Source organism: Rhodospira trueperi, from assembly GCF_900101965.1.
In the GTDB taxonomy this organism is placed as follows: Bacteria; Pseudomonadota; Alphaproteobacteria; order Rhodospirillales; family Rhodospirillaceae; genus Rhodospira; species Rhodospira trueperi.
Genome location: NZ_FNAP01000003.1, coordinates 156,932 through 182,236, shown reverse-complemented (window position 1 = coordinate 182,236; position 25,305 = coordinate 156,932). Strand labels below are relative to the sequence as shown.

Annotated in this window: 22 protein-coding genes; 8 read left to right on the top strand and 14 right to left on the bottom strand. The window is 68.3% G+C overall.

Translation table 11 applies throughout. The annotated features are described in order from the left end of the window. Positions 1–168: 168 nt before the first annotated feature. From BLS85_RS05935 to tsaE, 3 genes are read right to left on the bottom strand one after another with little or no spacing between them, the layout of a single operon-like run. Positions 169–948: a nucleotidyltransferase family protein gene (locus tag BLS85_RS05935; protein WP_218128313.1), complete on the bottom strand. Its 780-nt coding sequence runs from the start codon at positions 946–948 to the stop codon at positions 169–171. Continuing rightward, positions 945–1,949, bottom strand: coding sequence for an aminoglycoside phosphotransferase family protein (locus BLS85_RS05930; RefSeq protein ID WP_092783676.1), 1,005 nt, complete (start codon positions 1,947–1,949; stop codon positions 945–947). Before BLS85_RS05930 ends, BLS85_RS05935 begins: the two co-directional genes overlap by 4 nt. Then, a complete protein-coding gene (gene tsaE, locus BLS85_RS05925) occupies positions 1,946–2,455 on the bottom strand; it encodes a tRNA (adenosine(37)-N6)-threonylcarbamoyltransferase complex ATPase subunit type 1 TsaE (RefSeq protein WP_092783673.1) in 510 nt (169 codons plus the stop codon). The genes BLS85_RS05930 and tsaE overlap by 4 nt, the downstream gene beginning before the upstream one ends. Positions 2,456–2,578: 123 nt before the next feature. Between tsaE and BLS85_RS05920 the strand changes: the two genes are divergently transcribed. The 3 genes from BLS85_RS05920 to BLS85_RS05910 all read left to right on the top strand — a co-directional run bounded on the left by BLS85_RS05920 (position 2,579) and on the right by BLS85_RS05910 (position 4,903). Continuing rightward, on the top strand, positions 2,579–3,619 hold the full coding sequence (locus BLS85_RS05920) for an NAD(P)/FAD-dependent oxidoreductase (protein ID WP_092783670.1): 1,041 nt from the start codon (positions 2,579–2,581) through the stop codon (positions 3,617–3,619). A 314-nt stretch (positions 3,620–3,933) separates the two neighbouring features. Further along, the gene (locus BLS85_RS05915) at positions 3,934–4,176 is read left to right on the top strand and encodes a hypothetical protein (RefSeq protein WP_092783667.1); all 243 of its coding nucleotides are present in this window, start codon (positions 3,934–3,936) and stop codon (positions 4,174–4,176) included. Positions 4,177–4,306: 130 nt separating this feature from the next. Then, positions 4,307–4,903: a hypothetical protein gene (locus BLS85_RS05910; RefSeq protein WP_092783664.1), complete on the top strand. Its 597-nt coding sequence runs from the start codon at positions 4,307–4,309 to the stop codon at positions 4,901–4,903. Between the two features lie 100 nt (positions 4,904–5,003). Here the strand turns inward: BLS85_RS05910 and BLS85_RS05905 are convergent, their stop codons facing one another. Beyond that, positions 5,004–6,542: a DegQ family serine endoprotease gene (locus tag BLS85_RS05905; RefSeq protein ID WP_425438467.1), complete on the bottom strand. Its 1,539-nt coding sequence runs from the start codon at positions 6,540–6,542 to the stop codon at positions 5,004–5,006. Between the two features lie 759 nt (positions 6,543–7,301). After that, the gene (gene recG / locus BLS85_RS05900) at positions 7,302–9,398 is read right to left on the bottom strand and encodes an ATP-dependent DNA helicase RecG (protein WP_092783658.1); all 2,097 of its coding nucleotides are present in this window, start codon (positions 9,396–9,398) and stop codon (positions 7,302–7,304) included. 27 nt (positions 9,399–9,425) lie between these two features. On the opposite strand from recG, the gene BLS85_RS05895 reads away from it, so the two are divergent. Then, positions 9,426–9,767 carry an FAD assembly factor SdhE gene (locus tag BLS85_RS05895; protein ID WP_245699099.1) on the top strand — a complete coding sequence of 114 codons (342 nt, stop codon included), beginning with the start codon at positions 9,426–9,428 and terminating at the stop codon, positions 9,765–9,767. 102 nt (positions 9,768–9,869) lie between these two features. Here the strand turns inward: BLS85_RS05895 and BLS85_RS05890 are convergent, their stop codons facing one another. The 6 genes from BLS85_RS05890 to otnI all read right to left on the bottom strand — a co-directional run bounded on the left by BLS85_RS05890 (position 9,870) and on the right by otnI (position 16,646). After that, complete coding sequence (locus BLS85_RS05890; protein WP_092783655.1) at positions 9,870–10,637, bottom strand: sulfite exporter TauE/SafE family protein; 768 nt, start codon at positions 10,635–10,637, stop codon at positions 9,870–9,872. A 61-nt stretch (positions 10,638–10,698) separates the two neighbouring features. Continuing rightward, the gene (locus BLS85_RS05885) at positions 10,699–11,634 is read right to left on the bottom strand and encodes a 4-(cytidine 5'-diphospho)-2-C-methyl-D-erythritol kinase (RefSeq protein ID WP_245699098.1); all 936 of its coding nucleotides are present in this window, start codon (positions 11,632–11,634) and stop codon (positions 10,699–10,701) included. Continuing rightward, entirely contained in the window at positions 11,631–13,532 is a 1,902-nt protein-coding gene (locus tag BLS85_RS05880; protein ID WP_092783652.1) for a tetratricopeptide repeat protein, read from the bottom strand. Before BLS85_RS05880 ends, BLS85_RS05885 begins: the two co-directional genes overlap by 4 nt. A 57-nt stretch (positions 13,533–13,589) precedes the next feature. Next, positions 13,590–15,221, bottom strand: coding sequence for an electron transfer flavoprotein-ubiquinone oxidoreductase (locus tag BLS85_RS05875; protein WP_092783649.1), 1,632 nt, complete (start codon positions 15,219–15,221; stop codon positions 13,590–13,592). Positions 15,222–15,404: 183 nt separating this feature from the next. Next, positions 15,405–15,731 carry a hypothetical protein gene (locus BLS85_RS05870; protein ID WP_143027100.1) on the bottom strand — a complete coding sequence of 109 codons (327 nt, stop codon included), beginning with the start codon at positions 15,729–15,731 and terminating at the stop codon, positions 15,405–15,407. 129 nt (positions 15,732–15,860) lie between these two features. Continuing rightward, a complete protein-coding gene (otnI, locus tag BLS85_RS05865) occupies positions 15,861–16,646 on the bottom strand; it encodes a 2-oxo-tetronate isomerase (RefSeq protein ID WP_092783643.1) in 786 nt (261 codons plus the stop codon). Between the two features lie 139 nt (positions 16,647–16,785). Here otnI and hemN point away from each other — a divergent pair, with 139 nt between their 5' ends. Further along, on the top strand, positions 16,786–18,138 hold the full coding sequence (hemN, locus tag BLS85_RS05860; protein ID WP_092783640.1) for an oxygen-independent coproporphyrinogen III oxidase: 1,353 nt from the start codon (positions 16,786–16,788) through the stop codon (positions 18,136–18,138). Between the two features lie 49 nt (positions 18,139–18,187). Then, complete coding sequence (locus tag BLS85_RS05855) at positions 18,188–19,078, top strand: restriction endonuclease (protein WP_092783637.1); 891 nt, start codon at positions 18,188–18,190, stop codon at positions 19,076–19,078. A 24-nt stretch (positions 19,079–19,102) separates the two neighbouring features. Here BLS85_RS05855 and BLS85_RS19610 read toward each other — a convergent pair whose 3' ends face one another. Further along, entirely contained in the window at positions 19,103–19,318 is a 216-nt protein-coding gene (locus tag BLS85_RS19610; protein ID WP_092783634.1) for a type II toxin-antitoxin system HicA family toxin, read from the bottom strand. Beyond that, positions 19,315–19,515, bottom strand: a complete 201-nt coding sequence (locus BLS85_RS05845; RefSeq protein ID WP_218128311.1) for a type II toxin-antitoxin system HicB family antitoxin — start codon at positions 19,513–19,515, stop codon at positions 19,315–19,317. The genes BLS85_RS19610 and BLS85_RS05845 overlap by 4 nt, the downstream gene beginning before the upstream one ends. 189 nt (positions 19,516–19,704) lie before the next feature. On the opposite strand from BLS85_RS05845, the gene BLS85_RS05840 reads away from it, so the two are divergent. Together BLS85_RS05840 and BLS85_RS05835 are read left to right on the top strand one after the other, a co-directional pair. Continuing rightward, complete coding sequence (locus BLS85_RS05840) at positions 19,705–22,560, top strand: class I SAM-dependent DNA methyltransferase (protein ID WP_092783628.1); 2,856 nt, start codon at positions 19,705–19,707, stop codon at positions 22,558–22,560. 245 nt (positions 22,561–22,805) lie between these two features. After that, positions 22,806–23,741, top strand: coding sequence for a tyrosine-type recombinase/integrase (locus tag BLS85_RS05835; protein WP_092783625.1), 936 nt, complete (start codon positions 22,806–22,808; stop codon positions 23,739–23,741). Between the two features lie 4 nt (positions 23,742–23,745). On the opposite strand, the gene BLS85_RS05830 is transcribed toward BLS85_RS05835, so the two are convergent. Then, a complete protein-coding gene (locus BLS85_RS05830) occupies positions 23,746–25,305 on the bottom strand; it encodes a pyridoxal-phosphate dependent enzyme (protein WP_092783622.1) in 1,560 nt (519 codons plus the stop codon).

Here is a 25,305-nt window from a genome sequence, read left to right as displayed (position 1 = left end):
AAGCTTCGTCATTGCGAGCCTGCGTCGCCAGACGCGAGCGAAGCAATCCAGGGCGGAAAGTGCAAACATACGCCCTGGATTGCTTCGTCGCTACGCTCCTCGCAATGACGGCGTGTGTCGTCGAGAGATATGCTCTCTGTCGATGGGACAAAGCAGACAACTCCCGAACTACTGATCGCTGCTCGGGCCGGGCTCGCCCAGCTTTTCCTCCGCCAGGGCGAGCGCGGCGGGTGTGCCGACATGATACCACTCGCCATCATGGGGCACGGCTCTGATCCTGTCCTCGTCCAACGCCCGGTTGAACAGCCGGTTGAGCGAGAACGGCGCGTCCGGCGTCCCCTCGAACAGGGCCGGCGTGGTCATCATGACGCCGGCATAGACGAACGGCGCGATCTCGTGCGGCAGCCGCCGACGCGGGCGCCCCCAGGGATCGACGAAAAAGTCGCCCCGGCCGTCGTAGCCGTTGGCCCCGGCCAGCCGCAGCACCAGAAGCAACAGATCCATGCGGGCCGGGTCCCAGGCCTCCGCCAGTCGGGTCAGCGCCGGACGCACCCCGTTCAGCCACACCACATCACCGTTGATGACGAAGAACGGCCCCGCGCCCAGCAGCGGCAGGGCCTTGCGCACACCGCCGCCGGTGTCCATCAGGCGGTCGGTCTCGTCGGAAAAGGCGATGCGCGGCGCGCGGCGGTCGGACAGATGGTCCCTCACCGTGTCGGCAAGATGATGGACATTGACGACGCACGATTCGACGCCAACGGCGGCCAGACGATCCAGCGTCCAGTCGATCACCGGACGGCCCCTCAGCGGCACCAAGGGCTTCGGCGTGTGATCCGTGATCGGCCGCATGCGGGTGCCCAGGCCGGCCGCCAGCACCATGGCACGGCGCGGGATGGCGACGTCGCCCACGGGCGGAATGGCGACGGGCTGGTGGGCGCGAGGGGTCATGGCGGGGCGGTCCTGCGCTCGGGCGGAATGTGGCAGTCGATCCAGGCGCGCACGTTTGACAGCGCGGGGTGGGCCAGGGCCGCTTCCATCAGCCGCCAGACCCGGGGAATGTGGCCCAGGTAGCGAGGTTTGCCGTCGCGGCGCGACAGGCGGGTGAAGATGCCGATCACCTTGGCGTGGCGCTGCGCCGCCAGCACCGCCCAACTGGCCGCGAAGGCGTCCGGGTCGAGGCCCGGCACGGCGTCACGATACCGCGCCGTCATCGCCGCGACCAGGGCCGGGTCGATGTCCCGCCGCGCGTCCTCCAGCAGCGACACCAGATCATAGGTCACCGGCCCGGCCACGGCGTCCTGAAAGTCCAGCAGGCCACACGCCGCCAGACCCGTCCGGCCCGCCACCTGAAGCAGATTGTCGACGTGGAAATCCCGCAGCACCAGGGTGTCCGGCACCGCGCGCGCCAGCGGGAAGGCGGCGCGCCAGCGGGCCTCGTAGTCGGCCACGGCGTCCGCGTCTGGTGCGTCGTCCAGCACCGCCGGCATGTACCAGTCCGTCAGAAGGCGGGCCTCCGCCAGAAGGCACGCGTCGTCGTAGGGCGGCACCAGTGCCGACGGCAGGACGTTGACGGCCGGTCGGCGGTGCAGGTCGGCGAGCAGGTCCACGGCGAGCGCATACAGGGCCGACTCGTCCGCTCCGGCGGCCAGTCGGCGGGTGTAGGTCTCGTCGCCCAGGTCCTCCAGCAGCAGGAATCCATGGACGTGGTCTTCCGCCAGAATCTCCGGCGCGGAGTACCCGAGCCCGGTCAGGTGCCGGGCAAGGCGCGCAAAGGCGGCGGTGTCCTCGTGCTCCGGCGGGGCATCCATCAAAACCGCGGAGCGATCCGCCCGCGATAGACGGAAGTACTTGCGGAACGAGGCATCGTCGGCCAGCACCGCGCATGTGGCGTTGCCCCACCCGGCCAGGGCGAGGAACGCGGTTCGGGCGGCGGTACGGTCGCGGATCATGCGCGGAGACTTTTCAGGCGGTCGGCCCACGCCAGCCCGGAGGCCGTCAGCACGGCGTGGCGGGCCGTGGGACCGGCGATGGTCAGGGTCAGATCGAGGCGGTCGCGGGGCAGCAGGGGGCCCAGCCGATCCGGCCATTCGATCAGGGTGGCGCCGCTTGCCAGCGCGTCGTCGAAATCCAGTTCGAACACGTCCTCCGGCCGGTCCAGGCGGTACAGGTCATAATGTGCCAGCGGCAGGCCGTCGGTGCCGTCATACGTCTGAAGAAGGGTGAAGGTGGGGCTGGGCACCTCGGCGATGGGATCGCCAACGCGCGCGCGGATGATCGCGCGGGCCAGCGCCGTCTTGCCGGCGCCCAGGTCACCGCGCAGGGCCACCACGTCCCCCACCCGCAACAGGCCGGCCAACGCCGCGCCCAGATGCGCGGTGGCGGTCTCGTCGGGCAGATCGAACGGCGCGTCTGCCAGGCCGGTGTCCGGCTGTGGATCAAAACGGGAAGCGGTCATGGCCAGCGTTGTAGCGGCCCGGCCCCAATGCCGCAACGCCGGCCGGGGCTGCCCGGGCTTGCGGGCGGCCCGGTGCCCCGGTATGTCAGGCCACCGCGCCGCCAGAACCCGGAGACCCGTGCCATGTCCGAAGCCACCGTTCATCGTTCCGACGTGATTGTCATCGGCGCCGGCCCGGTCGGGCTGTTCGCCATCTTCCAACTGGGCATGGCACGGTTGCGCTGCCATGTGGTGGATGTGCTCGACGCGCCGGGCGGCCAGTGCACGGCGCTGTATCCGGAAAAGCCGATCTTCGATATTCCCGCCTGCCCGCGCGTGCTGGCCGGTGATCTGGTCGACCGCCTGTTGGAGCAGGCCAAGCCGTTCGCGCCCACGTTCCACCTGGGCCAGCGGGCGGAGTCGTTGTGCCGCACCGAGAACGATACCGCGTGGCGCCTGACCACCGACGCCGGCACCGTGCTGGAGGCCCCGGCCGTCCTCATCGCCGCCGGGGCCGGCGCGTTCGGCCCCAACCGGCCGCCGCTGGCCGGCATCGAGACGTACGAGGGCACCAGCGTGTTCTACATGGTCAGCCGGCGCGAGGCCCTGCGCGATAAGCGCGTGGTCATCGCCGGCGGCGGCGACTCGGCGGTGGACTGGGCGCTGTCGCTGTCCGACGTGGCGGAGCGGGTCATGGTGGTGCATCGCCGCGCCAAGTTCCGCGCCGCGCCGGACAGCGTGGCCCGCCTACAGGCGCTGGGCGAGTCGGGTCGGATCGAGCTTGTGACCCCCTATCAACTGCACGGGCTGGAGGGCGACGGCCAGCGACTCGAGGCTGTGGTCGTCGCCGACCTGGACGGCGCCACGCGACGCCTGGAGGCGGACATTCTGCTGCCGTTTTTCGGGCTGGCCAACGACCTGGGGCCGATTTCCGCCTGGGGCATCGAGGTGAAGCGCCACCAGATCCCGGTCGATCCGGCGACCTGCGCCACGAACCTGCCCGGCGTGTTCGCCATCGGTGACGTGGCCAGCTACCCCGGCAAGCTCAAGCTGATCCTGACCGGGTTCTCCGAAGCGGCGATGGCCGCCCACGCGGCCTATGAAAGCGTGTATCCCGGCGAGACCCTGCACTTCGAACATTCGACCACGACCGGCCTGCCCGATGCGCCGGCGCCAACGGCCTGAACGTTACTTTTGAGTCCGGAATACAAGGGCTTGGGCGTCATTCCGAAGGTGTCGCCATACCAAGGAACGCCACAAAAATATCTTTCGGACAGGGGGCTTTAGGCCGTATACTATGTCCACGCGTTTGGTGCGGATGATGTGTCGGGGTACGGATCGGCACGGACCATGAAGTGTTCACCGACATGTCGTGGCCGGTGAATGTGATCCGCGTCATAGACTTACATTCAGTCGTCATGCTTCCCTGTTTGGGCCGAAACATCTTCGGTCCAGGCACGTTTGATGTTGTGTCGATTTTTCTATGGATTGCGTGTGTCATGATTGTGCGATGTCTTCTGGGGGGGCTGTTTTCCCTGGGGCGGCGGCCGGTGGTTCCGACCCTCCGCCCGTCCTCCTCGCGCAGGACCCATGCCGGCTCCCCCCGCCCGTTGATGCCGCGCGGACGGCCCGATCTGTTGCTGCTGACCGGTGCCGTGACGGCGCCGCCTTCGGTCCCGCCGCGCGTCGTGCGGGGGCGGACCCTGGACGTGCGCCTGTCCGGGCGCCGCTGGGCCGCGTGATCGCTCCGGCCCTTGGCCGGACGGACGAATGCCGATAAGCAGGAGGGGTTCCGACGCGTCCGGCGGATGAGAGGCCTTCGTCCGCTCTACGTGCTCGGGACGCCCCCTCGTCCGGCAAAGAGGCGCGATCATGAGCACCGCATCCGACAGCACCCGTGGCGCGCGGCACCGCCTCGCCCAGCACCTTTTCTGTATCGCCCTGACGCTCGGCCTGCTCGTTGCGCCGGTGGGACCGTCCTGGGCCGCCGGCGGCGGCAGTCATGGCGGCGGCGGCGACAGTCACGGTGGCGGCGACAGTCATGGCGGCGGCGACAGTCATGGCGGGTCGGGTGGGGGCGGCGGAAAAGGCGCGCCGCCGCGCAGCCAGGCTGACACGGTGGACGGCCGCTACATACAGCTCAAGGCCCTCTGGCTGCCGATAACCCAGGGCAGTCGCTCCCGCTATCAACCCCTGACCGCCCGTCTGGTGCCCAATCCCGACCAAAAGGTGTTGGCCTGTTACAAGGCGCCATGGGCGCAGGAGGCGCTTCTGTTCGCGCTGACGGAGCAACCGCTCACCACTGAGGACCTGGAAACCCTGGACGATGCGCCCGCGTTGAAACGGCGCCTTCTGGACCGGATACATCAGCATGTGGGGATGACCGGTCTTTACACCGATATCCTGGTGGTGTCGGGCACGCCGCCCCCCGACGAGACCGAGGACACGCTAAGCCGGATGTGCCAGTAGACCCAACAGAAGAAGCGGGGGCCCTCAAACGCGAACCGGCCGACGGCGTGGGTCCCACCGTCGGCCGATCGTTTGTCACGCGGTCAGGCTGGCGCCGTCGTCATGGCTCCAGCTTCAGGGCCATGAACGACATGGCCTCGTCGCGCTGGACCAGAAGCAGGACCGACCCGCGCCCGTCCTCGCGGGCTTGATCAAGGGCCGCCTGGACGTCGGAGACGGAACTCACCGGCTTCTGGTTGACCTCGACCAGGACGTTGCCGGCCTCCAGGCCCTTGCGGGCGGCGTCGCTGTCCGGGTCAACCCGGGTGATGATCACGCCACCGGGATTGTCCTCGGACAGACCGAAATGGCGGGCCAGTTCCGGGGTGACGGGTTGCAGGGTCAGGCCCAGAACGTCGGCCCCGCCCGACTCGCCGGAGTCGTCGGGCGCGCTCTGCCCGTTGTTCTCGGCGGCCAGCAGCCCCTGTTCCTCGGCGGCTTCCAGTTCACCCAGTTCCACCTTGAACGTACTCTGCGAGCCGTCGCGCCACACTTCGACCGGCACCTCGGCGCCAACCGCCGTCTCGGCGACGATGCGGGGCAGCCGGCGCATTTCCTCGATGTCGCGATCATTGAAGGACAGGATCACGTCGCCGGCGCGCAGACCGGCCTCCTCGGCCGGGCCGTCGAGGGTGACGGAGGCCACAAGCGCCCCCCGCGCGTCCTCCAGGCCCAAGCTCTCGGCGATTTCCGGCGTCACCGTCTGGATGCGCACGCCCAGCCAGCCGCGCCGGGTGCGGCCGTATTCCTGCAGATCGCTGATGACCTGCTTGGCGAGGTTGGCGGGCACGGCGAAGCCGATGCCGACGCTGCCGCCGCTGGGGCTGAAGATGGCGGTGTTGATGCCGATGACCTCGCCGTCAAGGTTGAACAGCGGGCCGCCGGAGTTGCCACGGTTGATCGACGCATCGGTCTGGATAAAGCTGTCGTAGGGACCGGCGTTGATGTCGCGGGCGCGGGCGGAAATGATGCCGGCTGTCACCGAGCCGCCCAGGCCGAACGGGTTGCCGATGGCCACCACCCAGTCACCCACCCGGGCGGCATCGGAATCGCCCCAGGGCACGGCCGGCAGCTCTCCGTCCGGCTCGACCTTCAACAAGGCGATGTCGGTCTTGGGATCGCGGCCGACGATCTCGGCCTTGAGGGTCGTGTCGTCGAACAGAGTCACGGTCACCTCGTCGGCGTCGGCGATGACGTGGGTGTTGGTGACGATGTAGCCGGACGCATCGATGATGAACCCGGAGCCGAGCGAGGTCGCCTGACGTGGCCCCGGCATCGGCGACGGTCCACCGTGCCGGTCCATGAAGTCCTCGAAGAAGTCATGGAACGGCGAGCCCTCCGGGAAACCAGGGATCGAGGGGCCGCGCTCGGGACTGACGGTCTGGGTGGTGGAGATGTTGACCACCGAGGGCAGCAGGCGTTCCGCCATGTCGGCGAAACCGTCGGGCGCCGGCCGGGCCTGGGCCAGGGCCGGCACCAGGGTCAGGGTAAGCGCTGACAGCACCAGCAACACGCTGGCGAAGCGCAACGCGGCGTGACGGCGCTCTTCACGGGCGGACACGGCGCGTGCGGTGGCTGTGGAAACAGAGCGACGAGACAAGGGCGGTTCTCCCGGATGGCTGGCGGCTTCGGCGGTGTTTGACCACGGTGTGGCGCCGATGCCGACGGACTGGTGCTCAGGATGTAGGCCGCGCCCCGGCATGGATCAAGCGACCGATGGTTCGCGTCGACGGATGGGGCGCGTGTCATACGAAATCCGGAAGATCCATTCGCACCCGCTGGCATGATGAACGGTTCTGGCAGAGTTCGCCGCCCGGACTCCCTCCCCTGGATGGGGGAGGGCGGGGGTGAGGTTGATATCGGAAACACGCGGGGGTGGAGTTGCAAGCACCGCCAGCGCGAAAACGACCTCGCCCCTCTTTCAACCTCCCCCCGACGGGGGAAGGAGACAGCCAACGCCCACCGAACCGGAACGAATCAAGCGGACTTCGTACATACCCATGATCTCCGGGACCACGGCCGAATTGCGGCAGGTTCCGGGAATGTTGTTGGAAAGAGCATGGCAGGCTGCTGGGACCTCGCGCGCCCTGTCATACCGGGCCGCGATCAGAATGGCACTTCCGGCCAGAGTCACTTCGGTGCGCTGACAAAGCTGAGTCTTTGATTTTCTCGCCGCAGCGCCCCGTTGGGGCGCGCGGCTCCGCCGCCCCGGCCGCCCAAAAGGCGGCCATCCTTAAATCGGCGCCGCGAAGCGGCGCCGTGGGCGCCGGCCCCCATTTTGGTGAAGCTGGCATCGCGAAGCGATGCCAGAGGCGCGCCGGCCGCCCTCCGAAAAGGTCAACCTTTTCGTCGGGCGGTATCACCCCGACCTCAACGTCCGTACCGCCGCGTCGCGCTCGAACAGGTACAGCAGCACGCGCAGCGCCCGGCCGCGCTCGTCTTCCAGATCCGGGTCGCGGGCCACGATCAGCTTGGCGTCGTCGCTGGCCATGGCCAGCAGGTCGGCATGCGCCTCCAGGTCCGCCAGCCGGAAGTCGGGCAGGCCGCTCTGGCGGGTGCCCAGCACCTCGCCGGCGCCGCGCAGCCGCAGGTCCTCCTCGGCGATCCGAAAACCGTCCTCGGTCTCGCGGATGACCTTCAGACGCTCGCGGGCGATGTCGCCCAGCGGTCCCTGATACATCAGCAGGCAGGAGGACTTGCCGGACCCGCGCCCGATGCGGCCGCGCAACTGGTGCAGTTGCGCCAGCCCGAAGCGTTCGGCGTGTTCGATGACCATTACCGTGGCGGCGGGCACGTCCACGCCCACCTCGATGACCGTGGTGGCCACCAGGATGTCCACGCCCTCGCCGGAGAAGCGGGCCATGACCGAGTCCTTCTCCGCCGGCTTCATGCGGCCGTGCACCAGCCCCACCCGACCGCCGAAGCGCGCGCGCAGATCTTCGTACCGGCTTTCGGCGGCGGCGAGGTCCAGGGTCTCGGAGTCCTCTACCAGAGGGCAGACCCAATAGACCTTGTTGCCCCCGCCGATGGCGCGGCGCAGGGCGTCCACCACCTCCGGCAGGCGCTGAGACGACAGCAGCACGGTTTCGATGGGCTGGCGGCCCGGCGGCTTCTCGTCCAGGCACGAGACATCCATGTCGCCGTACATCGTTAGCGTCAGGGTGCGCGGGATCGGTGTCGCGGTCATGACCAGAACGTCGGCGTCCCGCCCCTTCGCCGACAGGCCGAGCCGCTGATCGACGCCGAAGCGGTGCTGTTCGTCGATGACCACAAGACCCAGGTCGCGGAAGGTCACGTCGGCCTGGAACAGGGCATGGGTGCCGACGAGCACCTGGATCCGCCCCTCCGCCAGATCGGCCAGGGTCTCCTCGCGCGCCGCGCCCTTGTCGCGCCCGGTCAGCAGGGCGAGTCGCACGCCGGCCGCCTCGGCCAGCGGCGCCAGCGTGGTCCAGTGCTGGCGGGCCAGGATCTCGGTCGGCGCCATCAACGCCGCCTGGGCGCCAGCCTCCAGTGCGCCCAGCATGGCCAGCCATGCCACCACGGTCTTTCCGCTGCCGACATCGCCCTGAAGCAGGCGCAGCATCCGTGCCGGTTTGGCCATGTCGGCGGCGATGTCGTCCAGTGCCCGCCGCTGCGCGCCGGTCAGGTCGAACGGCAGCGCGGCCAACGCCGTGTCGCGCAATGACCCGTCTCCGACGCGGGCGCGGCCCGGTCGCTCGCGCATCTTCGCCCGCACCACGATCAAGGCAAGCTGGGTCGCCAGAAGCTCGTCGTAGGCCAGCCGTTGGCGCGCGGGCGAGTGGAGCGACAGGGCGTCCTCGTCCTCGGGGTGATGCGCCGCGCGCAGGGCTTCGCCCCAGGCCGGCCAGCCGTGGCGCTCCAGCACGCTGGGGTCCAGCCATTCCGGCGTCTGCTCGGCCACTTTCAGCCCCGCCGCGAGCGCCGACTCCACCACCTTGCGCAGCGTCTTCGGCGTCAGGCCCTGGGTCAGCGGGTGGACCGGCTCGACGGTCTGGATCTCCGCCAGTTCCGAGACCGGCGCCACATGGTCCGGGTGCGCCATCTGCGGCAGGTCGTTGTAGTATTCGATGCGGCCGCTGACCGCGCGCTGCTCGCCGATGGGCAACAGTTTCATCATGTAGTCCCGGCTGGCGCGGAAGAACACCAGGGTCAGGGTGCCGGTCTCGTCGGAGGCGGCAATCCGGTACGGCGCCCGGCTGGCCGGCGGCGGCGGGCGGTGCTCATCGACGGTCAGGACCAGGGTGGCGATGCGGCCGGGCACAGCCTCCGCGACCTTGGGGCGGTGGCGCCGGTCGATGACACCGGTCGGCAGGTGCCACAGCACGTCCACCACCTTCGGCCCGGCCAGCTTCTCGATCAGCGGTGCCACACGCCCCCCCACACCCTTCAGGGACGTGATGGGCTGGAACAACGGATAAAGCAGTTCGGGGCGCATGGCGGCTCGGGCTTTGGACGTCGGCAAATGGCTGACAGACACGACATGACCGGATATACCATGTCCGGACGGCGGGCGCCGCCGCCGTCGTGGTCGCGGCCGGAGCGCATCATGGACGACCGACGCAAGCGCATACTCTACCGCGCCAAGCTGCGCGGGATGAAGGAAACCGACCTGATCCTGGGCGGCTTCGCCGAGGAGTTTCTGGCCGGCATGTCGGACATCGAACTGGACCAGTTCGAGACCCTGCTGGAGGAGCCGGACGCGCACATCATGGACTGGCTGTTCAACCGCAAGCCGGTGCCTGCGGAATATGACACGCCCATCATGACGCGCCTGAAGGACTTCCGCCTGATGCCGCCGGAGTGAGGCGGTGGCGGGGCGGTCAATCCGGGGCCGGGTCGTCGAAAAAGGGGAGAGCGGGTCCAGGGTGCGCGCGCAGCGGCCCGAGCCGCGCATGCCCCGCCGACGTCAGATCACCAGCATCACGGCCAGATAGATGAGAACGCCGGCGTTCAGCAGCATCAGCGCCGGCACCGCCACCGCCATGGCGCTCCGGAACCGGGTCGCGGCCACCCCGCCGGCGACGCCGACCACCAGCAGGCTCGGCACTGTGGCGAGCCCGAACACGGCCATGGCCAGGGCACCGGTCAGGATCTCGCCGCTGGACGCCGCCGCCGCCAAGGCTCCGTACAGCAGTCCGCACGGGATGAACCCCAGCATCACGCCCAGTCCGTAGCCGCGCCAGCCCACCGGGTCGCGCATCAGGGGGCGGGCCCGTCGCCCCACATGGTCCGACCACCAAGCCTCTGCCTTGGCGCCGCCGGGCACGCTCACCCGCAGGCGCGGCAGCGCGTAGCCGATGAACAGCAGGGCCGCCACCAGCAGCAGCGCGGCCGAGATCCAATCCAGCAGTCCGGAGCGGTTGATCGCCCCGGCGAGCCCGGCCAGGGCCGCGCCGAGCACCGCATACGTGGTCGTCCGCCCCAGGTGGTAAGGCACCAGCGCCGCGCCGGTCAGACGGTGGAGTTCGCGCATGCGGTTAGCGGGAATGGCCTCCAGGCGCGCCGTCACCTGGGCCAGCACGAACGGTCCGCACATGCCGGCGCAGTGGGTGAAGCCGCCGGCCAGTCCGGCCAGCGCCAGACTGGATAGCAGCCCGCCCTCGTCGCTGATGACCACATGACAATGCGCCAGCCCGGAGGCCAGGACATCCATCAGTTCGGCTTGCGGGTCCATGCCGGGTCAGGTCTCCCGCGTGGGGTCCGTTGCTTTCTTCAGGTGGCGAGATCGGTGCGGGTCAGGCGACCTCCGCGTCGACCCGCGCGTCCAGCGCCCGCGCGTCCGAGACAAGGTGTGTGTGCGCCACCCACCAGTCGGGCTGTTCGCAGGCGATCCGGGCGTGGGCGACCTCCGCTTCCGCGTCCTGCGAGAACAGGGCAAAACAGGTCCCGCCGCTGCCCGACATCCGGGTCAGCAACGCGCCGTCCTGGTCGGCGAGCAGGGCCAGCGTCTCGCCGACCTCGTCGCACAGCGAGCGGGCTGGTGCCTCCAGATCATTCCGGCGGCCGGCCAGCTCGTTGGCCAACGCCACCGCGTTGACCGGCCCGTCACGCAAGGGATACGGCCGGGAAAACTCGCCCGTGCGCTGGCGGAACACCTCCGGCGTCGAAACCGGAACGCCGGGATTGACCAACAGCATCGGCACCGGCGGCAGCGGCGGGGCCGGATCCAGGGTTTCGCCGATGCCGCCGACGTTGGCCGCGCGGCCGAAAAGACAGATCGGCACATCGGCACCGAGCCGCAGCGCGAGACGGAGCATCGTCCTGTCGTTCAGGTCCAGGCCCCACATCCGGTAAAGGCCCCGCAGGGCGGCGGCCGCGTCGGCGGAGCCTCCACCGATGCCGCCGGCCACCGGCAGCCGCTTGGTCAGGGTCAGGCGGGCGTACGGCTCCAGCCCGGCGGCCTCGGCCAGGCGGCGGGCGGCCCGCATCATCAGGTTGTCCTCGGGATCCATGCCCGCCAGCGCGGACGCATGCGGCCCGTCGATGTGCAGCGACAGGTCCTCGGCCGGCGCCACCGTGACAATGTCAAAGACGCCGGCGAAGGCCATCAGGCTGTCGAGCAAGTGATAACCGTCGTCCCGCCGGCCGGTGACGTGAAGATGCAGGTTGACCTTGGCCGGCGCCGCCAGACGGATCGGCGCGGCATCGGGCACGGGGTCGGCGCCGGTCAATGGGCGACCTCCCGCACGACGGTCTCCGCCGGGGGCAGGCCCTCGTCGATCTTGGTCTCAATGGCCTCGATCTTGTCCTCGTTCGGCTCCAGGCTGAGTGCCCGTTCCCACTGGAAGCGGGCTTCCAGGCGCCGGTCGACGCGCCAGTAGGCGTCGCCAAGGTGGTCGTTGATGGTCCAGTCCTGGGGGCGGAGTTCGACGGCGCGTTCCAACTCCCGCACCGCTTCCTCGTAACGCCCCAACAGGTAGAACCCCCATCCCAGGCTGTCGACGATGTACCCGTCGTTGGGCCGCTGGCGCACGGCGTCCTTGATCATGGCCACGGCGCGCTCGATGTGCAGGCCCTGGTCGAGCCAGGAATAGCCCAAGTAGTTCAGCACTTCCGGCTGATCCGGCTCCAACTCCAGCGCGCGCAGGAAGTCCGCTTCGGCGGGATCCCACTGTTTGGCCCGCTCATAGGCGATGCCCCGGCGGTACAGTACGGCCCAGAGCGTCGGATCGCCGTCGGCCATCCGGTCGATGGCCGCACCGTACGCGGTGGCGGCCTCGTCGTACCGTTCCGCGCGGCGCAACAGGTCGCCTTTGTCCACCAGCGGCTCGACCTGATCGGGATGTCCCTCGGCCAGCGCGTCGTAGCGGGCCAGCGCCTCGTCGATGCGCTCCAGGTGTTCCAGGTTTTCGGCCTTATACAACTGGACCACGTAGTCCAGCCCGGGCTGTCCGGAGGCGTCCAGGTCCCCCAGGACCTCGTTGGCGGCCTCGAAACGTTCCATCCGGCGCAGGGTCTCGGCGATGGCCAGCGTGGCGCGCGGGAAGTCCGGCTTGACCGCCAGGGCCAGACGCATCAGCACGATGCCCGTCTCCGACCCCTGACCCTGACCGAGCATCAGCCCAGTGTGGTACAGGGCCTCGGCGAACCCGTCGGTGGCATCGTTCACCAGCATCGGCATGGCTTCGGCGCCGTCCGTTTCCAGTCCGTCGGCGAGACTGGAAATGGCCAGCGGCACCGGCCCCGCCGCCACGAACTCGGACACCATGTCACGGGCCTGGTCCAGCCGGCCCAGGCGGACCAGCATCATGGCCACCAGTTCCAGGGGACGCGCGTTCTCGGGCGGGCCGTCCTCCAGATAGGCGTCGAGGCGCTCCAGCGCCTGCTCGGCGTCCCCGGCCCTTTCCGCCAGCAACGCGGCGTGAAGATCCACCAATCGCCGCGCCGACATCAGGCCGCGCGCCGGGTCCAGGGCCTTCAGCGCGGCCTCCAGGTCGCCGGCGCCCAGGTGCGCCCAGGCGGCCAGGAGGGGCTGCAGAAAGCCATTCAGACCGCGCGGGGGCAGGCCGTCCAGAATGGCGACAGACTCATTCGGCGCGTTCCGGCGCATCGCGTCGGTGGCCAGCAGCAACGGGGCGAAATCTTCGTCCGGCAGAACCTCAACCGTGCGTCGGGCCACCGCCACCGCCTCGTCGAAACGCCCGTCGGCGGCAAGGTAGTAGTAGGCCCGGCGCATCAGCAGGACATTGTCGGGGTCAGCGGCCAGGGCGTCCGCGTAGAGGTCGGCGGCCGCCGGAATGTCCTTGGCGTGCTGCGCGGCGCGGCCGGCGAGGTACTTGCCTAGGGCACGGCCGAAGCGGGCCGCCTCGTCATCGTTCTCGCCGAGGGTCGATCCGGCCCGGGGGGCCAGCGCTGCCTCCGGGCTGAGATCGCCGGCCGCCAGAACCGCGCGTCCGGCCTGACCGCCATCACCGGAGGCCGGCGGTTGGGCACAGGCCGTCGGCACCATGGCCAGGGCCAGCCCCAGCGCGACCACCGAAGCGCGAACCGCCGCCCGGGGTGCGGTCAGCGCGCCCGAACCGGAACCGACCGGATGAAGGCGCGTCCTCAGGGTGCCGTCGTCACGCAAACGCTTTGGTTCCTTTCGTGAAGGGTGTCTCCGGTCCCGGGGCGGGCGGCGCGCGCCCTACATGTTCGGATAGTTGGGACCGTCGCCGCCCTGCGGCACCACCCAGTTGATGTTCTGCGTCGGGTCCTTGATATCACAGGTCTTGCAGTGCACGCAGTTCTGGAAGTTGATTTGCAGGCGCTGGCCGGCGCCGGCCTGATCCTCGACGAACTCATACACCCCGGCCGGACAGAACCGCGCCTCCGGTCCCGCGTACTCGGCCAGATTGATCCGGGTCGGCACCGTATCATCCTTCAGCGTCAGGTGACACGGCTGGTTTTCCTCGTGATTGGTGTTCGACAGGTACACCGACGACAGGCGATCGAAGGTCAATTTGCCGTCCGGCTTCGGATAGTCGATGCGCGGGCACTCGGAGGCCTTTTTCAGGGCCGCGTGGTCCTCGTGGTGGCCCAGGGTCCAGGGCATGGCCCCCCGGAACACATAGGCCTCCAGCGCCGAATACCCCAGGCCGCCCCACAGCCCCCACTTGAACGACGGACGGATGTTGCGGACCTTCTTGAGTTCCTGTCCCAGCCAGGAGGCCTGCACCGCCTCCTGGTAGCCGCCCGCCGCGCCGGCCTTGTCGGCGGTCAGGTGATCGAACACCGCCTCGGCGGCCAGCATGCCGGACTTCATCGCCGTGTGGGTGCCCTTGATCTTGGGCACGTTGAGGAAGCCGGCGGTGTCGCCCACCAGAACGCCGCCGGGGAACGACAGCTTGGGGATGGACTGCCAGCCACCCTCGGCCAGGGCGCGGGCGCCGTAGGCCACACGGCGGGCGTTCTCGAACGTCGGACGGATGGCCGGGTGGGTCTTGAAGCGCTGGAACTCGTCGAACGGACTGAGATGCGGGTTCTTGTAGTCCAGGCCGATGACGAAACCGACGGCCACCATGTTGTCGCCGAAGTGGTACTGGAACGAACCGCCGTAGACGTCGCTGGGCACCGGCCAGCCGATGGTGTGCTCGATCAGGCCCGGCTTGTGAACCGACGCATCGACCTCCCACAATTCCTTGATGCCGATGCCGTAGGTCTGCGGCTGTACGCCCTCGCGCAGATTGAACCGGCTCATCAGGCCCTTGGTCAGGGAGCCTCGGCAGCCCTCGGCGAAGATGGTCTGCTTGGCGTGCAGTTCCATGCCGGGCTCGAACTGTTCTGTGGGCTGACCGTCCTTGCCTACCCCCATGGCGCCGGTGGCCACGCCTTTGACAGACCCATCGTCGTGGAACAGCACCTCGGCGGCGGCGAAGCCGGGGTAGATCTCCACCCCCATGGCCTCGGCCTGCTCCGCGAGCCAGCGGCAGACGTTGCCCAGGCTGACGATGAAGTTGCCCTTGTTATGCATCTGCGGCGGCGCCGGCAGGGGGATGGCCCGGCCCTGGGTCAGGAACAGGAAGCGGTCGTCGCCGGCGGGCTGATCCATGGGCGCGCCCTTGTCGCGCCAGTCGGGGATCAACTCGTCGAATGCGCGGGGCTCGATGACGGCGCCGGAGAGGATGTGCGCGCCCACCTCGGAGCCCTTCTCCAGCACACAGACGCTGAGATCGTTCCCCTTTTCCACGGCCAGCGTGCGCAGGCGGATCGCGGCGGCCAGCCCGGCCGGTCCGGCGCCCACGATCACCACGTCGAATTCCATCGCCTCGCGTTCCATGTCCTTCCTCCCTCCCCTGAGGTCCCGCGCATCAAACGTGCCAACTGTGACACCCCTATAGCACAGGACATCAAAGGGGGACAAAGGGACACGGTCGGCCACCGGCTCGCCGCCGCGCGCCGGGTCTGCGGCCACAGCGGTCGTCAGCGTCGGTGTCCGGGTTCGGCGTGGCGGAGCTTGACGTCAGGACCGCATGGCCTGGACGTGGCTCATCATCGCCTGGGGATCGACGAACCACCCGAGCAGGATGCTCAGCAGCACCAGCACGGCCGCCTCGTCCCAGCGCGTCAGGTGGGGCGCGGTCAGCGACTCGCCGACGAACGCCGCCAGCATGGCCGAGATCATGGCGCCGATCCACAACAGCGAACTGAGCGAGGCCGCCATCAGGTCGTGCGGCAGGGTCGACGCGATCAGGAAGGCGATCGATCCGAACAGGCCCAGACGCAACAGGCTCGCCGCGTTCATGTCATCGCGGTGGCCGTCAGGATGCCCCCTCGCGTTGCCAGACATGGTGTCCTCCTCAGCACGCGGGAACAGCGGCACGTTGGCCGCTCCTCTTTTCAAGATGGGGACGGGGCCTGATCGGATCAACAGGATTCGACGCCGGGCGCCACCATTTCGGGTCGCGCCCCTTGCGCCCTACCCCCCGATCCCCCACGGCCGCGCCCAGCGCAGGCCGGGCAAGGTGCCGGCGCGGGGACGGTATTCGCACCCGATCCAGCCGCCGTAGCCGTGCGCGTCCAGCAGGTCGAACAGATAGGGCCAGTTGATCTCACCCTGGGCGTCGGGCTCGTGGCGGTCGGGCACGCCGGCGATCTGGATGTGGTCAATGTGGGCCAGCGCGCGTTCCAGGGTGTCGGTCAGCGCGCCCCGTTCCATCTGGGCGTGGTAGACGTCGTATTGCAGGCGCAGATTGGGGTGGTCGATGTCCTCAATGACCTGAATCGCCTCCTCCGGCCGGGTCAGGAAATAACCCGGCATGTCCACCGGGTTGATGGGCTCGATCAGGATGCGCACTCCCTGCTCGCGCGCCCGGTCGGCGGCCCAGGCGAGGTTCTCCAGATAGGTGTCCAGGGCCGGCTCCCAGTCCTCCTCCGCCACCACGCCGGCCATGACGTGGAGGCGCGGGCAGTCCAGGAACTCGGCGTAGTCCAGCGCCAGGTCGACGCCGTCGCGGAACTCCGAGTCGCGCCCGGGCAGCGCCGCCAGCCCGCGTTCGCCGGCCGCCCAGTCGCCGGGCGGAGCGTTGAACAGCACCATCGACAGGTCGTTGACCGCCACCAGGTCGCCGGCCTGTTCGGCGGAGAGCTGATAGGGGAACTGGCACTCCACCCCCTTGAACCCGGCGCGCGCGGCGGCCGCGAAGCGCTCGGCGAGGGGAACTTCGGTGAACAGCAGGGAGACGTTGGCGGCGAAACGGGGCATGGCGGCGGGTGTTTCCTGTTGCGTTCCTGTTGACCGGGCCGCCCGGACGGAAAATATAGGTTTTTTCCGGACCCGCGCGGGTTAGAGTGGCGCCCTTCAGGACACGACGGCCCTTCAGGAACCGACGGATACAGACATCATGACGATTCAGGACCTGGCCGCGAAGTACGATCTGCGGCTGCCCCGGTATACCTCCTATCCCACCGCCCCGCACTTCTCGCCCGACGTGGGGCCCGAGACCTATGCGCGCTGGCTGTCTGAACTGGATCCGGCCACGCCGCTGTCGCTGTACACCCACGTCGCCTATTGCGAGGAGATGTGCTGGTTCTGCGGCTGCCATACCAAGATCGCCAAGCGCTACGATCCCATCGCCGATTACCTGGAGGCGGTGCTGGCCGAGATCGACCTGATCGCCGGCCTGTTGCCCGCCAAGATGGGCTTCAAGTTCATGCACTTCGGCGGCGGCAGCCCGACCGTGCTGAAAGCCGAGGACTTCCAGCGCCTGATCACCCACCTGCGCGCGCGCTTCGACATGCTGGACGGCGCCGAGATCGCGGTGGAGATGGACCCGCGCACGGCCACCGAGGATTACGTCAAGGCCATGGCCGCCGTCGGTGTCACCCGCGCCAGCATCGGCGTGCAGGATTTCGACGCGCAGGTCCAGGAGGCGGTTCACCGCATCCAGCCTTATGAGAAGGTGGCCCAGGTCATCGAGTGGCTGCGCACGCACGGCATCACCGACATCAACATGGATCTGATGTACGGCCTGCCGTACCAGACCACCGAGAGCATCGAGCGGACCATCGACCGCGCGCTGGCGCTGAAGCCGCACCGGGTGTCGTATTTCGGCTATGCCCATGTGCCGTGGATGCGCACGCACATGAAGATGATCCCGGAAGAGGCGCTGCCCAGCGTGCCCGAACGCTGGAGCCAGTACCTCAACGGCTCCAAGCGGTTCGAGCACAACGGCTATGTCACGGTGGGCCTGGATCACTTCGCGGCACCCGACGACGAACTGGCGCTGGCCCTGAACAAAAAGGCCCTGCACCGCAACTTCCAGGGTTACACCACGGATACCGCGCCGGCCCTGATCGCCTTCGGCGCGTCGGGTATCGGCTCGTTGCCGCAGGGGTACGTTGGCAACCAGGGCGAGATCGGCGCCTACAAGCGCACGGTGCGCGCGGGCACGCCGCCGATCACGCGCGGGCTGGAGGTCAAGCACGAGGACAAGCTGCGCCGCGCCATCATCGAACGCCTGATGTGCGACATGGGCGTGGACCTGGAAACGGTGGCGGCGGAATACGGTGCCTCGCCCGCCGACTTCGAGACCGAGCTGTCGCAACTCGCCGATCTGGAGGGCGACGGCGTCGTGGTGCGCGACGGCTGGCGGCTGCGCGTCACCGACCTGGGCCGGCCGCTGGTGCGGGCGGTGTGCGCCAAGTTCGACAAATACCTGAACGTGGGCGAGAAACGGCACAGTCAGGCGGTGTAGGGGGGCGATGCCAGCGATTTCGAAGGACATCCCCAAGGAAGGACGCGGCATGGAGCGTGGAGCCGATTCCAATGTCCCATCGTTCGATCAGCTGTTATGGCCCACCCTTGTAGCCGTGAAAGAAATTGGTGGCTCGGCCTCCAACGAGGAGATCCTGGCCCGTGTGATTGATGTCGCGGGTATTTCTGATGACGTTGCGTCGGTCATGCACACCGACGGACGTCGAACAAAGGTTGGATACAACTTAGCGTGGGCTCAGACTTATCTGAAAAAGGTCGGTGCACTTGAGAACAGCTCGCGCGGGGTTTGGGCTCTAACTGAATATGGCGAACATTTGAAAGAAAGTGATGTTTGCAGCATCCCTAACCGTGTGCGGCAAAAGTATAATAAGAACAAAAACGATAGTAAATCACATGATCCCAATAATCCTCGACTGGATCTTCCGGCCAGCCCAGATGAGATCGAGGGCAGCGATCAAGCAGAGTCCTGGAAGGATAGCCTTTTATCGGCGATCAGGGCTATGGAACCGGCAGCCTTTGAGCGCTTGGCTCAAAGGCTTCTCCGCGAATCTGGTTTCGTCCGCGTCAACGTTACTGGTCGCTCTGGCGATGGTGGAATTGACGGCGTCGGTGTTCTTCGTTTGAATTTGTTGAGTTTCCACGTCCTGTTTCAGTGCAAGAGGTATTCCGGCTCTGTCGGGGCCAGGGAAGTTCGTGATTTTCGGGGCGCCATGATCGGCAGGAGCGACAAAGGACTTCTCATCACTACGGGAACTTTTACAAGTGAAGCAAAAAAGGAAGCGGCGAGAGACGGAGCTCCTCCACTTGAACTTATTGACGGTGATAATTTGTGCAAAATGATGAAGGAGCTGAAGCTGGGCGTAAGAGTCGAATTTATTGAAGCCGTTGTTGTGGATGAAGAGTGGATTCAAAAGATTTAAAGAGAAGAATAAGCATTAAACCGACTAAAGGTCGTTTCGCTTTAGGCCAGTCCGCTTCGCGATTCGGGCGAGCATGCGAGGACCGATTTCTTCCCGATCATGAAACGCGAAAACGAAATCTGACCACCCGTCTTTTTCCAGCACTCGGTGCGACCCTCGCGCCCCACGTTTGAGGCGCCATCCGCTTCTCAACAATGCGGCATATACGGCGCGGGCGGATTTGGACGGCCAAGCGGTCATGCCGATTGCGCGAACAAGGGATCGATCTCCATGACCGCCTCCCCATGTTCCAGCCGATCCGCCATCACGCGCAAAGCCAGTGCCTTGGCGGCCGTGATGGCCCGTGCCCGCGTCTCGCCGTAGGCCATGACCCCGGGCAGGTCCGGGATCTCGGCGATCCAGCGGCCATCGGCCTCCTGTTCGGTCTCCAGGCGCATGGCGATTCCCTTTCCTGGTCACGGCCCGCCAATCCTACCACCGTCCGCCGCGAAACTGTATGGGGTCCGGCGCCCGTCCTCCAGGCCGCGCGGCGGGTCCCGCGCGCCTACCGCCAACGCTGCTTCCCGATTGACCGCGCCGGCCGCGTTGGCTCCAATGGGCACCGCAAGCCGAGCAGGGATCCAGGGATGACGCCGGAAGACTTCGTGACCCGATGGGCGGTCGTAACGGGCGCGCAGACCGAAAAGGCGGTCGCGCAGAGCCATTTCCTCGACCTGTGCCGGCTGCTCGACGAGCCGACGCCGACCGAGGCCGACCCCAGCGGCGAGACCTATGCCTTCGAGATGGGCGCCACCAAGGCGACCGGCGGCAACGGCTGGGCCGACGTCTGGAAGTCCGGGCATTTCGCCTGGGAATACAAGACGGCGGGCAAGGACCTCGACGCCGCTTTCGCGCAGCTTCAGCAATACGCGGGCGCGCTGGGCAATCCGCCGCTGCTGGTGGTCAGCGACATGCAGACCATCCGCATCCACACGGCGTGGACCAACACGGTCACCGAGGTTCACACCATCCACCTCGCCGACCTGCTGGAGGCGGAGCCGCGCCGGCGGCTCAAGGCGGTGTTCTCCAACCCCGATGTGCTGAAACCCGGCCTGACCCGCCAGGCCCTGACCGAGCAGGCGGCGGAGCGCTTCGCCACGCTGGCGCGGCGCCTGCGCGAACGCGGCCACGACGCCCAGCGGGTGGCGCACTTCGTCAACCGCATGGTGTTCTGCCTGTTCGCGGAGGACGTGGGCCTGTTGCCCAACCGGGTGTTCCAGCGACTGCTGGACTCCGGGCGCCAGCGCCCGCACACGTTCGAGGCCATGGCGCGGGAACTGTTCGGCGCCATGCGGACGGGCGGCGTGGCCGGTTTCGAGGCCGTCGACTGGTTCAACGGCGGCCTGTTCGACGATGACGACGCCCTGCCGCTGGAGCGCGACGACATTCTCCTGTGCCTGGAGGTGGCCCGCCTGGACTGGGCGGAGATCGACCCGTCGGTCATGGGCACGCTGTTCGAACGCGGCCTCGACCCCGACAAGCGCAGCCAGCTCGGCGCCCATTACACCGACCGCGACAAGATCATGCTGATCGTCGATCCGGTCATCGTCGAGCCGCTCGCCGCCCGCTGGGAGGCCACCAAGGCCGAGATCGCCGCCGCCCTGGACAAGGCCGACCGCGCGCGCGGCGCGGCGGCGCGCACCAAGGCGCGCAACACGGCCGCTGCCCTGTACCGCGCCCACCTGGACCGCCTGCGCGGTTTCCGGGTGCTGGATCCGGCCTGCGGGTCGGGCAACTTCCTCTATCTCGCGCTGCTGGCGTTGAAGGACCTGGAGCACCGCGCCGGCCTGGATGTCGAGGCCATGGGCCTCCAGCGCGAACTGCCCGGTGTCGGGCCGGAGTGCGTGCGCGGCATCGAGATCAACCCGTTCGCCGCCGAACTGGCGCGGGTCAGCGTCTGGATCGGCGAAATCCAGTGGATGCTGCGCACCGGCTACGCCTTCGGCCGCGACCCGATCCTGAAGCCGCTGGACACGATTGCCACCCAGGACGCGATCCTGGACCTTGAGACCGGCACCGAACCGGTCTGGCCCGAGGCCGACGTGGTCATCGGCAACCCGCCCTTTCTGGGGGGCAAGCGCCTGCGCGACGTGCTCGGGGACGCCTATGTCGACGGCCTGTTCGACCTGTACCGCGACCGCGTCCCCGCCGAGGCCGATCTGGTCTGCTACTGGTTCGCCAAGGCCTGGGCGGGCATCCGCGCCGGGCGGTTCGACCGCGCCGGGCTGGTGGCCACGAACTCGATCCGGGGCGGGGCCAGCCGCCGGGTGCTGAACCCCATCGTCGAGGACGGCGTGATCTTCGAGGCCTGGGACGACGAGCCGTGGGTGATCGAGGGCGCGGCGGTGCGCGTGGCGCTGGTCTGTTTCGCCGAGAGCCCGCCCAACGGGCACATCCGCCTCGACAACCGCGACGTGACGCGCGTCCACACCAACCTGACCGCCGGCGACCTGGACCTGACCCGGGCGCGCCGGCTGGCGCAAAACCGCCATGTCGCCTTCATGGGCGACACCAAGGGCGGCGCCTTCGACGTTCCGGGCGCGCTGGCGCGGGACTGGCTGGCGCTGCCGCTGAACCCGAACGGGCGGCCCAACGCCGACGTGCTGCGCCCGTGGGTCAACGGCATGGACATCACCCGCCGGCCGGCCGACAAGTGGATCATCGATTTCGGCTGGGAGATGTCGGAGCGCGAGGCGGCGCTGTACGAGGCGCCGTTCCAGCACGTCCTGGAGACGGTCAAGCCGATCCGCGCCACCAACAGGCGGGAGCACTACCGGACATATTGGTGGCGGCATGTTGAGCCCAGGCCCGGGATGCACAAAAAGCTCAAGGACCTTCAGCGCTTTATTGTTACGCCGGAAGTTGCGCGCCATAGAGTTTTCGCTTGGTTGAGCTTCCCGACCTTGCCGGACCATAAACTCCAGGTTGTTGCGCGGGATGACGATACTGCGTTTGGCATTTTATGCAGCAGGTGGCACGAGGTCTGGTCGTTGGGAGTTGGATCCTGGCATGGCGTCGGGAACGACTCGCGGTACACGATCGGAACGACCTTCGAGACCTTCCCGTTCCCGGAGGGCCTGACGCCGGACATCCCGGCCGCCGAGTATGCCGCCGATCCACGCGCCCAGGCCATCGCGGCGGCGGCGCGGCGGCTGGACGAGGTTCGCCGCGCGTGGCTCAACCCTCCCGACCTTGTCGAGGCGGTGCCGGAGGTCGCGCCGGGCTTCCCCGATCGCCTCGTGCCCCGCGACGACAGGGCCGGCGCCCTGCTGAAAAAGCGCACCCTGACGGCGCTGTACAACGAACGGCCGGCCTGGCTGGCGGATGCGCACGCCGACCTCGACGCCGCCGTCGCCGCCGCCTATGGCTGGCCGGCGGAGATCGGCGAGGACGACGCCCTGGCCCGCCTGCTGGCGCTCAATCTTGAGCGGACGGAGGGCTGACACGCCCGCGTCGGACGGGACGCGGCGCCGAAAACGGCACGCCGTCGTCAGCCTTCAGGGAACGGTTGCCGCGCGCCACGATGGCCCCGGTACCGAAGCTCCCGACTCATTCGATGACACCTCGCGGCGGCACTATAAAATAGTTGCAATAATGACCTGTGGCACTTTTGCTATTGGGACTCGCGACATCATTGTATACAATTAAATGACGCCCCTTCTTGATATTGACCTTCGCGTGCTTTCCCATGGACTTGAGTCTTATCGTCGAGGACTTTCTGGCCTCGGCCCACAACCGCGGTTTGTCCGACCATACCGTGCGGGCCTACCGTCAGGACCTGACCGCGTTTTCCCGCTGGGCGCGGGCGGCACAACCGGAGCCCGTGTTCGGCCGCGACGCCGTGCTGGACTGGGTCGCCGCGATGCGCGCCGAGGGCTACGCCGCCGCCACCATCAAGCGCCGGCTGGCCTGCATGAAGGTGCTGTGCCGCTGGCTGGAGGATGAGGAGCGCCTGGAGACCAACCCGTTCCACCGGCTGCGCCTGCCGGTGCCGTTGCCGCGCCGCCTGCCCCGCAACCTCAAGCGGGAGGAGGTGAGCGCGCTGCTCGACGCCCCGCCGCACCGGTCCCCCCCGGCGCCGGACGACGCGGACGGACAGGCCATGGCGACATTGTCATTGGCCCTGGAACTTCTGTTCACCACCGGCATTCGGGTGGGTGAGTTGTGCGCCATCCGGCTGCCGGACATCGACCTGGAGGCCGGGACCATCGCCATCAAGGGCAAGGGCAACCGCGAACGCCACGTGTTCCTGGTGGACGACACCATCACCGCGCAGGTCCGCGCCTATGTCCACACGCGCCGTCCGGCGGTGCCGGGCCTTGACGCGCTGCTGCTGACCCCGCGCGGAGTGGCGGCGGATCCCAACCACATCCGCCGCCTGTTGCACCGGCATGTCGAGACTCTGAACCTGTCGCGGCGGATCACGCCGCACATGCTGCGCCACACGGCGGCGACCGAACTGCTCGACGGTGGGGTCGATATCCGCCTGGTGCAGAAGCTTCTCGGGCACGCCAGCATCTCGACCACCGAGATCTACACCCACGTCTCGGACGCCACGCTGCGCACGCGCCTGCGGGCGGTCAATCCTCGGCAGCGGTTGAGAGCACGGCAGCAAGAGGGGTAAGCCTCTATCCCGCCCCCAGCATGCGGCCGACGGCCTCGTCCTCCACCGGACGGCAGGTCACGACACTGCCGGGGTCGGCAATGATCCCCTCGAACCGGGCGCGGTCGTCCGGCCGCGCGAACTCGAAGCCCATCAACGCCCGCCCGATGGTCTCGCCGGTGTAGCGGTAGTTGAAATAGCAGATGCTGGCGACGTCGGAGGCCTGGCGCAGGAAATCCCGCAGCGCGCCGGCCCGCTCCGGGAAGTGAACCCGCAGCAGAAGCGGATCCCGGAACAGATCGGCGACGTAGGGAATGACGCCGTAGCGGATATCGGCGTGGCCGGTGACGTCCTCGAACGACAGGCCGTGCGCGGCCAACTGCTCGTGCAGGTGGTCGATCTCCTGCGGCGTGCCCTGAAACGCCAGCACCGGCCACGCTTGGGTCTCGTCGGTCTTGCCGTACAGGAAGGCGGCGATGCTCACGTCCGGCACGTGGTCGAGCAGGCGCAGCAGGCCGCCTCGCTCCTCCCCGATGCGGAAGCGGAAGTAGCGGCGGGTGTGGGCGCCCACCGCCGCCCCGCCGGCGATCAGCGTCAGCTTGCCGAAGTCCATGTTGGCGCCGCACAGGATGACGGCGACGCGCCGGCCCGCGATCTCGTCCGGGTGGTCCTCGGCGAACCGCACCAGCCCGGCCAGCCCCATGGCGCCGGACGGCTCCGGGATGACGCGGCGCAGCTCCCACAGCGTCTGGATGGCGGCGCAGACCTCGTCGTTGGTGACGGTGACCACCCCGTCCAGCGCGTCCCGGCACAGCGCGAAGGTCAGGTCGCCGGGCCGGGTGACGGCGGTGCCGTCGCAAAAGCGGTCCACGTCGGGCAGGGTGACCGGCTGGCCGGCCGCCAGCGAGGCCTTCATGCTGGCCTGATCGACTCCCTCGACGCCGATGATGCGGGCGTGCGGATAGTGCAGCTTCAGCCAAGTGCCGACCCCGGCCGCCAGACCGCCGCCGCCGATCTGCACGAACACGAGGTCGAACGGCCCCTTGCCGGACAGGATCATCTCGTCGGCGATGGTGGCCTGCCCGGCGATGGTATAGAGGTCATCGAAGGCATGGATGAACACCATGCCGTGCCGTTCGGCGTGGGCGTGGGCGGCTTCGGCGGCCTCGTTGTAGGTGTCGCCGACAAGCTGGACCTCCACGTCCGGGCCGCCGTGCAGACGCACGGCCTTCTGCTTCATCTCCGGGGTGGAGCGCGGCATGAAGATGCAGGCCGGCACGCCCAGCCGCCGCGCGCTCAGCGCCACGCCCTGGGCGTGATTGCCGGCGGAGGCCGCGACCACGCCCCTCGCGCCCGCTTCCTCCACCATGCGGGTGGTGCAGTTCTGAGCGCCGCGCCACTTGTAGGCGTTGATGGGCGACAGGTCCTCGCGCTTGATCCAGGTCTCGAAGTGGGGGCTGAGCGGCAGGCTCTCCAGCGGCGTCGGCTGGCCGACGCGGTACACCCGCTCGCGCGCCTTCAGCACCTCGGCGATCAGGGTGGCGGTCAGGGCGGCGGGGTTCGGATCGTCCGGGGATTGGGGCAT

What these genes read in the sequence shown, in the direction of transcription:
- BLS85_RS05930 (WP_092783676.1), bottom strand. Translation starts at nt 1,949, where the DNA reads ATGATCCGCGACCGTACCGCCGCCCGAACCGCGTTCCTCGCCCTGGCC.
- BLS85_RS05870 (WP_143027100.1), bottom strand. Translation starts at nt 15,731, where the DNA reads ATGTCTGGCAACGCGAGGGGGCATCCTGACGGCCACCGCGATGACATG.
- hemN (WP_092783640.1), top strand. Translation starts at nt 16,786, where the DNA reads ATGACGATTCAGGACCTGGCCGCGAAGTACGATCTGCGGCTGCCCCGG.
- BLS85_RS05890 (WP_092783655.1), bottom strand. Translation starts at nt 10,637, where the DNA reads ATGGACCCGCAAGCCGAACTGATGGATGTCCTGGCCTCCGGGCTGGCG.
- BLS85_RS05910 (WP_092783664.1), top strand. Translation starts at nt 4,307, where the DNA reads ATGAGCACCGCATCCGACAGCACCCGTGGCGCGCGGCACCGCCTCGCC.
- BLS85_RS05830 (WP_092783622.1), bottom strand. Translation starts at nt 25,305, where the DNA reads ATGCCCCAATCCCCGGACGATCCGAACCCCGCCGCCCTGACCGCCACC.
- BLS85_RS19610 (WP_092783634.1), bottom strand. Translation starts at nt 19,318, where the DNA reads ATGACCGCTTGGCCGTCCAAATCCGCCCGCGCCGTATATGCCGCATTG.
- BLS85_RS05920 (WP_092783670.1), top strand. Translation starts at nt 2,579, where the DNA reads ATGTCCGAAGCCACCGTTCATCGTTCCGACGTGATTGTCATCGGCGCC.
- BLS85_RS05915 (WP_092783667.1), top strand. Translation starts at nt 3,934, where the DNA reads ATGATTGTGCGATGTCTTCTGGGGGGGCTGTTTTCCCTGGGGCGGCGG.
- BLS85_RS05935 (WP_218128313.1), bottom strand. Translation starts at nt 948, where the DNA reads ATGACCCCTCGCGCCCACCAGCCCGTCGCCATTCCGCCCGTGGGCGAC.
- BLS85_RS05875 (WP_092783649.1), bottom strand. Translation starts at nt 15,221, where the DNA reads ATGGAACGCGAGGCGATGGAATTCGACGTGGTGATCGTGGGCGCCGGA.
- BLS85_RS05845 (WP_218128311.1), bottom strand. Translation starts at nt 19,515, where the DNA reads ATGCGCCTGGAGACCGAACAGGAGGCCGATGGCCGCTGGATCGCCGAG.
- BLS85_RS05855 (WP_092783637.1), top strand. Translation starts at nt 18,188, where the DNA reads ATGGAGCGTGGAGCCGATTCCAATGTCCCATCGTTCGATCAGCTGTTA.
- recG (WP_092783658.1), bottom strand. Translation starts at nt 9,398, where the DNA reads ATGCGCCCCGAACTGCTTTATCCGTTGTTCCAGCCCATCACGTCCCTG.
- otnI (WP_092783643.1), bottom strand. Translation starts at nt 16,646, where the DNA reads ATGCCCCGTTTCGCCGCCAACGTCTCCCTGCTGTTCACCGAAGTTCCC.
- BLS85_RS05895 (WP_245699099.1), top strand. Translation starts at nt 9,426, where the DNA reads ATGGCTGACAGACACGACATGACCGGATATACCATGTCCGGACGGCGG.
- BLS85_RS05835 (WP_092783625.1), top strand. Translation starts at nt 22,806, where the DNA reads ATGGACTTGAGTCTTATCGTCGAGGACTTTCTGGCCTCGGCCCACAAC.
- BLS85_RS05840 (WP_092783628.1), top strand. Translation starts at nt 19,705, where the DNA reads ATGACGCCGGAAGACTTCGTGACCCGATGGGCGGTCGTAACGGGCGCG.
- tsaE (WP_092783673.1), bottom strand. Translation starts at nt 2,455, where the DNA reads ATGACCGCTTCCCGTTTTGATCCACAGCCGGACACCGGCCTGGCAGAC.